Source organism: Microcoleus sp. Pol1C5 (genome assembly GCF_036701115.1).
In the GTDB taxonomy this organism is placed as follows: domain Bacteria; phylum Cyanobacteriota; class Cyanobacteriia; order Cyanobacteriales; family Microcoleaceae; genus Microcoleus.
In genome coordinates, this window is sequence record NZ_JAUBQE010000003.1 from 53,755 (window position 1) to 67,297 (window position 13,543).

A 13,543-nucleotide genomic window follows, 5' to 3' on the forward strand; every position below is an offset into this window, starting at 1 on the left:
TTAGAGTAGCTGTCGATCGCAATTTTCTAACTTTCCTTCTGCCCACCAACCCTTAAGCCTTCCTGACTGACAACATACTCCAACAAACCCTCGCAGGCATCTAACAGTAAATCAATTACTCGATCGAATCCATCGGGCCCACCATAATAAGGATCTGGCACTTCTTTCAGGTCATATTTCTGACAAAAATCGCACATCAGCCGCACTTTATCTTTATACTTTCCCGTAGTATCCAGGGCAAGAATATTGCGATAATTGTCCCGATCCATCGCCAGAATCAAATCAAAATTTTCAAAATCTTTCCTGGCAAATTGGCGGGCTTCGCCTAGCAATTCAATGTCTCGCTTCCTCGCCGCCAATGCCATCCGCCTGTCCGGGGGGCTGCCAATGTGATAGCTAGCAGTTCCGGCAGAATCGCAGGTGATACGATCGCTCAAACCAGCTTGTTCAATTAAGTGATTCATAATATTTTCTGCTGAGGGCGATCGGCAGATGTTGCCGAGGCAGACAAACAATAATTTATAAGACATTTAATTGATAATTAGTATTTAGTAATTTTTAATGGGAAAGAAGAAAGAAAATTTTTCCTTTCCCCTTTTTCCCAACGTTTCGTGCTTCAGATAAATCAATCAGTCATTAGCTATAGATTCCTTTTTAAACACAGATAGCTAACAACTAATGACTGATGACTCATGATTAACCGAAACCGGGGAGATTTAGTCCACCGGTGAGTTCTTCCATTTTCTCCCGCATCGTCATCGTAGACTTAGCGTAAGCATCCTGCATCGCCACCGTGACGAGTTCAGAAACCACATCAGCACCTTCACCGAGGGCATCCGGTGAGATTTCCACGCGGCGGGGTTCTTGGTTGCCGCTGAGAAAAACCTTGACCAAGCCACCGCCGGCTGTTCCCTCAATTTCCATTACATCCAACTCTTCTTGGAGCTTTTTAGCTCCTTCTTGAACCTGCTGAGCTTTTTTGAAAGCTTCAGTCAGTTCTTTCATTTTTCCCAGGCCGAAGCCAAATCCTTGTCCTGATTTTGTCATAACTACTTTGTGATGGTGTGTGGGCTGGCAGTCTGCCGTTTCCGTATTACTTCAATGATGCCTTAGAAGGGAAACTCTCCCAGTATTCTAACTTCTGGCTCCAACAACAGCGACCACCGCTGCTCGACTTGCTGTTGAACGTGGCGGATCACTTGAAAAATATCATTGGCCGTTGCCGACCCGCAGTTAAGAATAAAATTAGCATGGCGCTGAGCCACTTGTGCGCCTCCGATCTGATATCCCTTCAGTCCCGCTTGTTCGATGAACCAACCTGCCGTCTTGGGGCCGGGGTTACGGAAGACTGAGCCACAGCTCGGTAAGTGGTAAGGTTGAGTTGTCCGCCGCTGGCTGAAATGGTCATTAGTTTCTGCCATTACTTGCGATCGGTCAAATCCCGGCTGCAACTGGAAAGTCGCTTCAGTCACCAGGCGATCGCCCCCTTGCAGCACCGAAGTCCGGTAGCGGTACTCCAACTCTTGGGGAGTCAGAATTTCCACCTTACCACCAGGGGATAAGACGCGAGCGTTGACCAGAATATCAGCAGTACAGCCTCTGTGAGCGCCTGCATTCATCACCACAGCCCCTCCCACGGTACCCGGTATGCCGACTGCCCATTCTAGACCTTTCCAGCCCCGTTTAGCCGCCAACCAAGCCAGGCGGGGAATTGACTCCCCCGCCCCCGCTGTAACTTGACCTGTTTCTGGATTAAAATTCACCTGTTTGAGGTAGCGAGTGCCGACGACCAAACCGGACAAACCCCGATCGCTCACCAACAAATTAGAACCCGCCCCCAGCAGAGTCACCGGCACTCCTTCATCGTGTGCCCAGGCAAAACTCGCTTGCAGAGCCTCCATACTGCGGGGAGCAACGTACCACTCGGCGGGGCCACCGACTCGGAAGGAAGTCAGGCCCGCCAGCGAAACTTGGGAGTTAATCTTGCAATCAGTTCCCCGCAAAGAAATAGGAGAATACACTCGCCGATTTTCCTTAACAGAGGAGTCATTCGAGATAGTCACCATCTTGAAAATCCTTAAAAATACCTTCGCTCGAAGACGTGGTTGAAAATCCATTTAGCTAACTTATGTTGCCCCTTTGAGCGAGCCGCCCGACAGAAGTTTCGGCACAACGTGCAACGCCATAATGTCGATCGACTCTACTCAGTTCGCGAGCTAATCGGGGCGATCGGCTTGTTGATAAAAAGCCATAACCTCTGGAATAATCTGATTTAGATTACCAGCACCCAAAAACAGAGCCAAATCCCCAGGTTGCAGATTTTGGGTTAAAAACTTACTGACTGACTCCAGGGAAGGCGCAAACTCAACCTCTCGGCCTTCTTTAGCAATCAAATCAGCAACCTGCTGCCCGCTAATCTCTCCTAAATTCGGTTCCCCAGCACTATAAATATCGCAAGCCACAACCAAATCAGCATCCCCAAAAGATTGAGCAAATTCTGGCAAAAATGTCAGAGTCCGGCTGTAACGGTGAGGTTGAAAAATTGCAACTACTCTTCGGGATTTGGGATTTTTTTCGCTACCTTCGATCCGCAAGCGAGCCGCCGCCAAGGTGACACGAATTTCGCTAGGATGGTGGGCGTAGTCGTCCACAAACAGGATGTCATTGTGAAAACCCCGCACCTCAAAACGGCGGCGAGCTCCTTCAAAGCCAGCAATCGCTTTGGCAATCGCCGAAAACTCTAACCCCAACAATCGGCCCACTGCTACCGCAGCTAGTGCATTGCTGAGATTGTGTGTGCCCAGCAACTTCAACTCGATTTCCCCTAGGAAAATTCCTCGCTCCCAAATCCGTGCCTTGGTGCTTTCTGCTCCGTACTCCACGCCCGAAACCGTGTAGTCAGCACCGCTGTCCGGCTGCAAACTATAACTGACATGAGGCTGAAGGCAGTCTTTGACGATTTGGTCGTCAATGCAGCCCACCAAGGTTTGACAGTTTTGGGCAAACACCTTAAATGTGTCTATTACCTGGTCAAGGGTATCGTAATGGTCTGGATGATCCAGTTCCACATTCGTCACTATGCCAATTTTGGCAACCAGCTTGACGAGAGAACCGTCGGATTCATCAGCCTCGGCAACTAAGTAGGGGCCTTCTCCCAAACGGGCATTGCCTTCCCAAGCATTTACCTCGCCTCCTACCACGATTGTCGGGTCTAGACCCGCAGCCATCAGCATGAAGCCGATTAAGCTGCTAGTAGTAGTTTTGCCGTGAGTCCCCGCTACGGCTATGCTTTGGTAATCTTGAATTAACGCTGCCAACACATCCGATCGATGAAAAATCGGACAGCCCAAATCTAAAGCAGCTCTATATTCGGCATTTGCTGGGTGAATAGCCGTCGAACATACTACTTGAGGCAATCCCGGAATTGCTTGGGCGCTTGAACCGTTGCCGTTCAATTGGAGAGCTTTGGCTGTCGCGACAGAAGTCCCTACCGTACCCGCGACTGCCGAGGATACGGTCCTTTCCTGTTGCCCGCGGTCGGGACTGCTACCGTTGAGGGCCGTTTGAAATAGTTCAAAATTGCTGGCGTCTTGACTCCAAAAAATATGAGCTCCCATTCCTTGCAAGCGCTCGGTTATGTGACTCGATTTAATGTCGGAGCCGTACACAGGCAACTTGCGTTTAGCTAGAATGTAGGCTAGGGCTGACATCCCAATCCCACCAATGCCGATGAAATGAAATGGTCTACCGCTGAAATCAACAGAACTCGGCATCTTCGCTCCTCACACACCACACCACGCCAATAACACGCGATATCATATCAAGAATTGTTTTTTCAGGATACAGTTCGCTAGAGATTTTGTACAAAATTCTCTGCGCGTCCCTAGATTTGCGGGACTTGTAGAGATGTTTGTCTTGTATCCTATATGACTTAGTACCGAGTAGTTTTCCGGAACAGTCACAGCTCGAAAATAGCAGGTAACAGAAAACGGGGTCTGGGGTCTGGCCCAACAGACTAATTTTGGGTGCTTGCATACTCCTGCATTCTTTCTATTTCTATCCGCCTGCTGTGCTCGGATACGGCAGCAAAAGCCCCACAACCTTTCTACCAAGATTGAGGGTAAAACCCATAAGGATTTACAAACACTACCACGTATGACCAAATTTCGCTCTTTTTATAGTCATAAATCTACCTTTACGGTCATTTTCTCGCCCAAGTCAGAGATTGACACGATCGCAGCTATAGTATATATTATTACTTTATTGTATATATACAAGTTATGCAGTTAGTCGGAATAGTCGCAAAGCCATAGATCAAACCAAATCATTGGTGTTGATCGAGAAGCCGATCGACTCTCTTGGCAGCCATTAAAATTTTTACCACTGCGATAAATATATCTACCGTCAAAACTTTTTCGGTCGCCCACAAACGAATGCTCAGACAGTCGATCGCGCACTCAAAACAAGTTGGGATTAATATTGGCAAGGTTAATCATCCAGTCCCGCACCCACTCTGACGCTCAGAACCGGGTTTTTTAAGTCTTATTGAAGGTTGGAACGAATTAAGGGGGTTGAAAAAACCGGTTTTAGCGTCCGGGACGATCGTCGAAACTAGGGTCGTCCAGGGGTTTGTCCCCAATGAAAACCGAGGGTTTTCTAATAAACCAGCTTATGGTTAAAAGCGTAGAAACATAAAAGTGGCGCGATGTCTGTATTAATCCTGATTTGGGGGAAATATGGCGAAAATAGCGATTTTGGGGGGGACTTTTGATCCGGTTCACTGGGGTCACGTGTTGGTAGCCGAGACGGCTGCGAGTCAATTTGCTCTCGATCGAGTCATTTGGGTACCGGATCGCTCTCCTCCTCACAAAGAGCGCCCGGATTTGGCAAGTTTTGAGCAGCGGCGGGAAATGCTCGCTCTGGCGATCGCCGATCGCCCCGACTTCCTAATTTCGCCGCGGTCGGCAAATCCCTCCGACAGTTCTTTTGCGATCGACACCCTGCTGTATTTGCAAAAATTGTATCCAGGCGATCATCGCTGGTACTGGATTATTGGTAGTGACGCACTCCTTACTCTCCCCAAATGGCACCGGTGCGGCGAAATTGCCGGGTTGTGCGACTGGTTGGTAGCCCCACGTCCGAGTCAGGAAGATCGAGAAACAGCAGAAAGCGGGGAGATTGGGGGACTGTCCGAGTGGGGAGATTGTCCGAGTGGAAAACCCATCGATTCCGCGAGGGACAGGATGCAGGTTCAGGCAAATGCTGTGGGCCGACGAGTTGCCGAACAAATGGCTCTTTTGGACGTGGAAATTCGCTGGGAGGTGCTTTCCATGGCTGCGATCGAGATTTCGTCGAGCCACATCCGCCGCTGCTGCGCCGAAAGAATCAACCTCCGCTACTTAGTCCCGGAAGTTGTCGGGACTTATATTGCAGCCCATCAGCTTTACCAGTAACCAGCGACAGAAAGCCTAATGCCTTCGGCCTTGCAATTTCAGCCTTCTAGAAAAGTTCAAGCTTTTTTGATCGACACAAAAAGTTAGAAAGGATCGACCTTTGCGATATGATCTTGTCTCATAAGTCAATTCTTAAATTTTTCCAAAATTTAAGCCTGAGCTAGAGGCTGCCATCGTTAGGAGGTACTAAAGTGATTCGAGTCGCGATCAATGGTTTTGGACGTATCGGGCGCAGTTTTGCGCGCTGCTGGCTGGGCAGAGAAAACAGCCAGCTAGAGTTGGTAGCTATTAATGACACTTCCGATCCCAGAAGTAATGCTCACTTGCTCAGATACGATTCCATGATGGGAACGTTGAAGAATGTGGACATCAGTGCGGATGAAAATTCCATTACTCTCAACGGCAAGACAGTTAAATGCGTGAGCGATCGCAACCCGCTAAACTTGCCTTGGAAAGATTGGGGTATTGATCTGATTATTGAATCGACCGGCGTCTTCGTTGACCAAGCTGGTGCATCGAAGCATATCACTGCCGGCGCTAAAAAAGTGCTAATTACCGCTCCCGGCAAGGGTTCTGAAGTTGGCACTTATGTGATGGGAGTCAACCACCACAACTACAAGCACAGTGACTACACAGTCATCAGCAATGCTAGCTGTACTACCAACTGTCTGGCTCCTGTACTGAAAGTGCTGCACGAAAATTTTGGCATCGTCAAAGGCATGATGACCACTACCCACAGCTATACTGGCGACCAGCGCTTGCTGGATGCCAGCCACCGCGACTTGCGGCGGGCCCGGGCTGCTGCAATGAATATTGTGCCGACTTCTACCGGAGCAGCCCAAGCTGTGGCTTTGGTGATTCCGGAATTGAAAGGCAAGTTAAATGGTATTGCCATGCGGGTGCCGACTCCCAATGTGTCGGTAGTTGATTTTGTGGCTCAGGTAGAGAAAAAGACTTTTACCGAGCAAGTAAATCAAGTGTTCAAAGAAGCTGCCTCCGGTTCCATGAAAGGGATTTTGGAGTACAACGATTTGCCTTTAGTTTCATGCGACTATCGCGGAAGTGATGCTTCTTCGATTCTGGATTCCAGCTTGACGCTGGTGATGGATGGCGACATGGTGAAGCTGTTGGCTTGGTACGACAATGAGTGGGGCTACAGTCAGCGGGTGGTTGACTTGGCTGAATTGGTCGCCGAACGTTGGGAAGCCTAGTATCCGAAGGCAGAAGGCTTTAGTCATTCGGCAGAAGGTAAAAAAGGCTAATATTTTGTACTTTTGAGTCGATTTCTAGCTGACTGGTTATTTCTGTTTTCGAGCGGTAGAGACTTTTGCCAGTCGATAGTTGGCGAGTACAAAATGAAATATGGCGCAGGATACGGCAGTGTCCACAGGTGTCAACTTAAGCCTGAAAGCCTTGGTATCTCTTGTTCATAGCCAAGTCTATATCCCCCTAAATCCCCCTTAAGAAGGGGGACTTTGATAAGACTCTTGTCCCCCCCTTATTAAGGGGGGCTAGGGGGGATCTAGGGTTAATAGTCAAACAGAAGTCTGTGACAGGGTTTGACGTTAAGTTGACACCAATGGGCAGTGCTGTCTCTCTACGATATCTGTATGCTGTTACTCCCAGCTATCGATCAAACTTTTTGCAATAATACTTCGATCGGGCTTTCGGGTGTGCTTGATGATAATTTTGTTGTTGGTAGTAAGCGCTTAAAATTGCTTTGATTAAGTTCTCGGAAAATCCCAAATATTAAAAAAATAAAAATTCCGACTATTAAAGTTAAACAACTGGAAAAATAGCAACAGCTACGGTGTAGTTTTGCCAAAAAAATCTGATATGAAAAAAGCGCTAATTTGTGGTGTATCAGGTCAAGACGGAACTTATTTAGCTAAACTTTTGCTCGATCGAGGTTATGAAGTTTGTGGCACCTCTAGGGACGCCCAAATGTCGAGTTTCGGCAACCTGGCTCGTTTGGGCATACGAGACAGAGTAAAACTAGAATCCATGTCTCTCAACGATTTTCGCAGCGTCTTGCAAGTGCTTGCCAAAATAGAGCCAGATGAGGTGTACAATCTAGCAGGTCAAAGTTCCGTCAGTCTGTCTTTTGAACAGCCCGTAGAAACCCTCGAAAGCATTGCCACAGGCACATTGAATTTGTTAGAAGCAATTCGGTTTACAGGCGGAAAAATTAAACTTTACAATGCCAGTTCTAGCGAATGTTTTGGGGATACCGGAGGCAGTGCAGCCGATGAAAATACGCCTTTTCGCCCCAGAAGTCCTTACGCGGTAGCGAAAGCAACGGCATTTTGGGAAGTAGCGAATTATCGGGAAGCGTACAATTTGTTTGCGTGTTCTGGTATTCTGTTCAATCACGAGTCGCCGCTGCGGCCGGAGAGGTTTGTCACCCAAAAAATTGTATCTGTGGTGTGCCGAATTGCTGGGGGTAGTTCCGAAAAACTGCATTTGGGAAATATTTCAGTGCAGCGGGACTGGGGTTGGGCGCCGGAATATGTGGAGGCTATGTATTTGATGTTACAGCAGGAAGAACCGGACGATTATGTAATTGGTACGGGTGTAAGTTATCGTTTAGAAGAATTTGTGAAAACAGCGTTTGTTGCTGCTGGTTTGGATTGGCAGGAACATTTAGTAACCGATGCGAGTCTTTACAGACCGACGGAGATTGCAGTTGGGAGGGGAAATCCGGCTAAGGCAAAAAAAAAATTGGGATGGGAGGCGAAGTATAAGATGCAGGATGTGGTGAGGATGATGGTGGAGGCAAGGCAGATTGGAGGGGAAATTATGGGGTGGAAATATGGAAGGAGAATATACGACAGCTAAGGAGTGGTATAAGGCCAATCGCCGTGAGTGGAAAAAATATCGGGGTCAGTGGATCGCTTATACTAACCAAGGTGTGATTAGTTGCGATCGCGATTATCGAAAGATGAACGACGGGATGACGGCTGATATACCTAAAATTGGGTTATTTACTCGATCGTATATTTGAAAGTGAATTTGTGGAACCAGTTAGGTTTTATTCTGTCAGGATGAGGTCTTTGAAATCTCACGATTGGCAGCCAAGATATGTTAATCTCTAAACACTGCAAAAAAAAGCTGGTTCAGAGAGACTGTAGTTTTGTGTAAAAAAATGTATAGGAGTAATTGATATGGGTTTGGGAGATTGCAAACAGCTAATGTTGGTGCTTAAAAATGAATATAATCTGCCAACATTTGTAGAGACGGGGACTTGGAAAGGTGGCACCTCTGTGTGGGCGGCACAGCATTTCCAACAAGTATTTACAATAGAATTTGCCAAGCATATATATGAATCAACATCTAGTACGTATAGCCATATAAAAAATATAGAATTTTTGTGGGGTCATACAAAAGAACAACTTAAATTCGTTGTTCCTCAACTTAATGAGCCTGCTCTGTTTTGGTTAGATGCTCATTGGATGGGTGGCGGTACAGCAGGAGAAGATGATGAGTGTCCGCTGCTTGAAGAATTGGAAATAATCAATAATTCTGAATGCGAACATTTTATCCTGATTGACGATGCTCGATTGTTTTTGTCTCCCCCACCAAGTCCTCACCGTATAGAACAGTGGCCGAGCCTTAATGAAATAATTGCTACACTATCGGCGAAAACAAGCAGATATACAGTTATTTTTGAAGATGCCATAGTTTCTGTGCCTGAACGAGCGAAATCAGTTTTAGCTCAGTTTTGTCAAGATGCTAATACTAAGGCATGGGAAGAGTTTTCGCGAACAGGTGAACTGCGGGTAGCTACTGCTTTGCCCAAGCACCCAGAAGAAAAGAAAGAAACAGAAAAAATAATAAATACCACCTTTCAAAGTAGTGGTGAAAGCCAAGTTGTCGCGAGATTTATTAAGGCAAACAATGTAGTTTTTGATGTAGGTGCTAATGCTGGGGATTGGACAGCGGAAGTGGTGAGCCAAGGAAATGATGTAGAAATTCACCTGTTTGAACCAATTCCTCATGTCTACAAAAAGCTGATTCAGAACTTAGATAAAAAAGTAATTTCAAACAATCTAGCTGTAGGGCAGAAGGAAGAAGTTAAGACATTTTATTATTACGAAGCCAATCCACTGTTGAGTACCTTTTACCGCCGATTCGATGTTGAAAAAGAAGGGTGGCTGAATCCGCCTAAAGAAATACCAGTTTTGACGACAACTATCGACAATTACTGTCAGCGCCACGGGATTAAAAGAATTAATTTTATCAAAATAGATGTTGAGGGGGGCGAATTAGATGTTCTCTATGGAGCTAAATATTTTCTAGAAACAGGTAGAGTAGATTATCTGCAATTTGAATATGGTGGAACTTATGTCGATTCAAAAATAACGTTAAAAGAAGCATTTGAGTATTTGCAAAAATTCCGGTATTCAATTTTTAAGATTTTGCCGGGTCGGTTAGAATACAAGCCGACCTTTTTGCCTGAGGATGAAAACTTTGAGTTCAGCAATTTCTTGGCTGTTAATGAGCGATTCCACTCGAATGTTTTGGGTGAAGTAACCGACGGAAAGCTGAACATACAGGAACTTTGTCGGCAGTATTCCATAGCGCCGCGTGGCGTGATTCATGTTGGGGCTCATGAAGGCACAGAAATCACGGTATATCAACAAATGGGCGCGCAAAAAGTGCTGTTCGTAGAAGCCAACCCAGCGGTATTTGAACGCTTGCAAGCCAATCTAACGGGGATGCCGGATGTTCTATCGGTCAACTGTGCGATCGGCGATCGCAATGGTACTGTGGATTTGCACGTTACTTCCTTCGATCAAAGCAGTTCTATTCTGCCCTTGAAGCACCATCAAGAGGTTTATCCCCACATCACGGAAACTCATCAAATAACTGTACAGTCGAAAACACTCGATACTCTACTGCAAGAACAGGAACTCAATCCTTCAGACTTTAATATCTTAAATATAGATATCCAAGGTGCAGAACTCTTGGCTTTGCAAGGAGCAACCAATTGGTTGAAATCTGTTGAGTTAATCAACACAGAAGTTAATTACGAAGAACTGTATGAAGGCTGCGCGTTAATTGACCAGTTAGACGAATTTCTCGAAGGACACGGTTTTCAGCGGGTAGCAACCACAACCCCAATTCACCCATCTTGGGGAGATGCAATCTATGTGAAAAAACCAGCGATTACCTCATCCGTACTCGGCATGGAGAATATGGGTCGGTTGGGAAATCAAATATTTTTGTATGCGTTTTTGAGAACTTACGCAAGGGAACACAATCTTAGGGTAGAAACACCAGCTTGGATCGGTCAGTATCTATTCGGTCACCATGATGCGCCTATTTCTAAGCCTTTACCTCTAGTTGGAGAACAAGCGCAGCCTTACAAACTTTCCGAGTCGGCAATTTTCAATGCACGGGAACCGTTGAAAAATGTAGACTTTCAGGGCTATTTTCAGTTTCACACTCAATATCACGCCCAACATAAAGAATATTTCCAATCTTTATTCAAACCTCTGCCAGAAGTCGCAGCGAAGGTGATAGAAGCTCTCGATCTGTTGCGTTCCAAAGGTAAAACAGTTGTTGGATTGCATTTGCGGCGCGGTGATTACAGAAGCGTTCATACTGTTGTGCCGTATCTAACCGTTGCTCCGAGTGGATGGTACAAGGAATGGCTGGAGGGTCTGTGGGAAACTCTAGATGAACCCGTTTTGTTTATTGCTAGCGATGAAATCGAAACGGTTGTGGGAGATTTTGCAGATTATCATCCGATAACAGTTAAAGATTTGGGTGTAGAAATGGCAGAAGCACCTTTCTATCCTGATTTTTACATTTTGAGCCAATGTGATGTCTTGGCAATTTCCAATAGCACATTTTCATTTGCCGCATCGATGCTAAATGAACGGTGCAAATTTTTCTTCCGTCCCCACTTGCAAAAACAAAAACTGATTCCCTACGATCCCTGGAACAGCGAACCCTTGTTGCGCGACAATCCTAATGATTTGCCAGCAACAGGATCTCAAAAACCCATAAAAATTTTGAATATTCAAGAGGTGTCATTAATCTCTCCTGAAGATCCCGAGTTGCTGTGGGGATTTAATATAGAGGCTCCGACGAGGGGAACCACGGTAAATCCCAGTAATATTTTGATTGGGGGTTGGGTGATAGGTAAAAAGTCCCCGGCTGTTAAAGTTGAGTTGATTCGCGACGGTGAAGTTATCCGCGAAATGCCTGTAAATCAGCGCCGCCCAGATGTAGCCGCAGTTTTTACGGGAGTACCGTTAGCAGAAAATAGCGGTTACGCGACCGAATGGGAACTAACAGGAACGTTGCCTGAATGCGAAATATTTATCCAAGCTGTATTAGCAGATGATACTCGTGTCAATATTGGATTAGTTCGACTGCAAGAAATTATCTATTCGGCTCCCAAAGACAGCCTCAGAGAAAAGTGCAAACTCAGCGTGTGTGCAATTATGAAAGATGAGGCTCCATACCTTATAGAGTGGTTGGAGTTTCATAAAATAGTGGGTGTTGAAAGGTTTTACTTATACAACAATAACAGTAGTGATAATACTGTAGATATTGTTCAGCCCTACATTCAATCCGGTGAAGTTGTTTTGCACGACTGGCCATTTAGCCCTAAACAACAAGCCTCGGCCTATGAACATTGTCTGGAAGAATACAAAAAAGAATCTGAGTGGATAGCTTTTCTCGATTTAGATGAGTTTTTGTTCCCCACAGAAAAGGAAAAGTTAACCGAAGTATTAGAGGAGTTTGATTCCGTACCAGCCGTGGGAGTCAATACGTTAACTTTTGGCTCTTCAGGTCATGAAGCTAGACCGGCAGGCTTACAAATTGAAAATTTCACTAAACGCTCCACAGACAATTTTGAAGTCAATAGGTATGTAAAAAGTATTGTTCGTCCTGAACAAATACTTCGCCCAAACTGTCCGCATTTTTTCATCCCAATTAATAATGATTTTTGTTCTGTTACAGAAAATAAAGAACCGTTAGGAGGCTCTATATCTGAAAGACTTTCAGTGCAAAAGCTGCGGATAAATCATTACTATACTCGGTCTAAACAGGAAATGAAAGAAAAAGTTATGCGGGGGGATGCTTTTTTTCCTTGGCAAAAAGCTTTGTCTGTTCTAGAAGCTAGAGATCGCAATGAGGTAGAAGATTTAACGATTCAACGTTTTGTTCCTCAGTTGAGGCAAGCTGTTGATTCAGTTAGAGATAAATCTCGAATAGCGCAGATTTTAACGGAACAGTGGCGCTTGCAATCTAAGCTTTACCAGATGCAACAGGAATTAGAAAAAGGTCAGACAAAACCATACCAAACTTCTGGGGAATTTGAGCAATCTACAACTCAACTGCAACAAGTTAAAGATGAACTTCAACCAATTAAAGAGGAACTAGAATGCTGGCAGGTTAAGGATCGTCTAACTCAGGAAGAACTGGAAAAAACTAAGTGTCAGCTAATGGCAATTCAGACTAAAATGCAAGAGATTGAGAGCGCAGCGGTTCCGTTAAGTCAACTGGCAGAATTGTATTTGGCTCAAGGGAAGTTAGAAGATGCGATCGCAGTTTGCGAGCAAGTATTAAAGATTCAACCCAAATTTGCTCCGGCCTATAAGACTTTGGGGAATGCCTTGCAAGCTCAGGGTAAACTGGATGAGGCCAAGAGTTGGTACCTTCGCGCTCTGGAAATTCAGCCTGATTTTGCTCCCGCTTTAGCAAACCTGGGGACTATTCACGCACAGCAGCAACATTGGCAAGAGGCGATCGCCTGTTACCAAAAAGCGATCGCGATTCAACCGAATTTTGCTGGTGTTTACCGCAACTTGGCTAGGGTATTTTCGCAAATTGGCAAGGCAGATGAAGCTGTCGAGTGTTCTTATGCAGCCGTGATTTTGGCACCGGAAACAACGGCAGAGGAATACTTTAACCTTGGCAATACTCTGTTACAGCAAGGTAAGCAGGAGCGGGCGATGGTATGTTACCGCAGGGCTGTTTATTTAAACCCAAATTTGTCTGAGGCCCATGACAAGTTAAGTGAAGTTATGTCTGTTGTTGGGGAGTAGGATGAAGCGATCGCTTATTATCAA

10 protein-coding genes are annotated in these 13,543 nt (G+C 45.7%); 5 read left to right on the top strand and 5 right to left on the bottom strand.

The genetic code is table 11. The annotated features are described in order from the left end of the window. Positions 1-26: 26 nt before the first annotated feature. The 5 genes from QUA23_RS02420 to QUA23_RS02440 all read right to left on the bottom strand — a co-directional run bounded on the left by QUA23_RS02420 (position 27) and on the right by QUA23_RS02440 (position 4,486). A complete protein-coding gene (locus QUA23_RS02420; RefSeq protein WP_333072994.1) occupies positions 27-530 on the bottom strand; it encodes a low molecular weight protein-tyrosine-phosphatase in 504 nt (167 codons plus the stop codon). A 166-nt stretch (positions 531-696) separates the two neighbouring features. Beyond that, complete coding sequence (locus QUA23_RS02425) at positions 697-1,047, bottom strand: YbaB/EbfC family nucleoid-associated protein (RefSeq protein ID WP_006634273.1); 351 nt, start codon at positions 1,045-1,047, stop codon at positions 697-699. Between the two features lie 62 nt (positions 1,048-1,109). Next, complete coding sequence (gene murB / locus QUA23_RS02430; RefSeq protein WP_333072996.1) at positions 1,110-2,066, bottom strand: UDP-N-acetylmuramate dehydrogenase; 957 nt, start codon at positions 2,064-2,066, stop codon at positions 1,110-1,112. 150 nt (positions 2,067-2,216) lie between these two features. Next, positions 2,217-3,773, bottom strand: a complete 1,557-nt coding sequence (gene murC / locus QUA23_RS02435; RefSeq protein WP_333072997.1) for a UDP-N-acetylmuramate--L-alanine ligase — start codon at positions 3,771-3,773, stop codon at positions 2,217-2,219. A 551-nt stretch (positions 3,774-4,324) separates the two neighbouring features. Continuing rightward, a complete protein-coding gene (locus tag QUA23_RS02440; RefSeq protein ID WP_333072998.1) occupies positions 4,325-4,486 on the bottom strand; it encodes a hypothetical protein in 162 nt (53 codons plus the stop codon). A 250-nt stretch (positions 4,487-4,736) separates the two neighbouring features. Here QUA23_RS02440 and nadD point away from each other — a divergent pair, with 250 nt between their 5' ends. The 5 genes from nadD (at position 4,737) to QUA23_RS02465 (ending at position 13,519) form a co-directional block, all read left to right on the top strand. Continuing rightward, the gene (nadD, locus tag QUA23_RS02445) at positions 4,737-5,453 is read left to right on the top strand and encodes a nicotinate (nicotinamide) nucleotide adenylyltransferase (RefSeq protein WP_333072999.1); all 717 of its coding nucleotides are present in this window, start codon (positions 4,737-4,739) and stop codon (positions 5,451-5,453) included. 191 nt (positions 5,454-5,644) lie between these two features. Next, entirely contained in the window at positions 5,645-6,664 is a 1,020-nt protein-coding gene (locus QUA23_RS02450) for a type I glyceraldehyde-3-phosphate dehydrogenase (protein WP_190656404.1), read from the top strand. 625 nt (positions 6,665-7,289) lie between these two features. After that, positions 7,290-8,291 carry a GDP-mannose 4,6-dehydratase gene (locus QUA23_RS02455; protein WP_333073000.1) on the top strand — a complete coding sequence of 334 codons (1,002 nt, stop codon included), beginning with the start codon at positions 7,290-7,292 and terminating at the stop codon, positions 8,289-8,291. After that, positions 8,266-8,457 (top strand): DUF5678 domain-containing protein, encoded by a 192-nt coding sequence (locus QUA23_RS02460; RefSeq protein WP_333073001.1) that lies wholly within the window; start codon positions 8,266-8,268, stop codon positions 8,455-8,457. The genes QUA23_RS02455 and QUA23_RS02460 overlap by 26 nt, the downstream gene beginning before the upstream one ends. A 160-nt stretch (positions 8,458-8,617) precedes the next feature. After that, entirely contained in the window at positions 8,618-13,519 is a 4,902-nt protein-coding gene (locus tag QUA23_RS02465; protein ID WP_333073002.1) for an FkbM family methyltransferase, read from the top strand. Positions 13,520-13,543 lie beyond the last annotated feature (24 nt).

What these genes read in the sequence shown, in the direction of transcription:
- QUA23_RS02420 (WP_333072994.1), bottom strand. Translation starts at nt 530, where the DNA reads ATGTCTTATAAATTATTGTTTGTCTGCCTCGGCAACATCTGCCGATCG.
- QUA23_RS02425 (WP_006634273.1), bottom strand. Translation starts at nt 1,047, where the DNA reads ATGACAAAATCAGGACAAGGATTTGGCTTCGGCCTGGGAAAAATGAAA.
- murB (WP_333072996.1), bottom strand. Translation starts at nt 2,066, where the DNA reads ATGGTGACTATCTCGAATGACTCCTCTGTTAAGGAAAATCGGCGAGTG.
- murC (WP_333072997.1), bottom strand. Translation starts at nt 3,773, where the DNA reads ATGCCGAGTTCTGTTGATTTCAGCGGTAGACCATTTCATTTCATCGGC.
- nadD (WP_333072999.1), top strand. Translation starts at nt 4,737, where the DNA reads ATGGCGAAAATAGCGATTTTGGGGGGGACTTTTGATCCGGTTCACTGG.
- QUA23_RS02455 (WP_333073000.1), top strand. Translation starts at nt 7,290, where the DNA reads ATGAAAAAAGCGCTAATTTGTGGTGTATCAGGTCAAGACGGAACTTAT.
- QUA23_RS02460 (WP_333073001.1), top strand. Translation starts at nt 8,266, where the DNA reads ATGGAAGGAGAATATACGACAGCTAAGGAGTGGTATAAGGCCAATCGC.
- QUA23_RS02465 (WP_333073002.1), top strand. Translation starts at nt 8,618, where the DNA reads ATGGGTTTGGGAGATTGCAAACAGCTAATGTTGGTGCTTAAAAATGAA.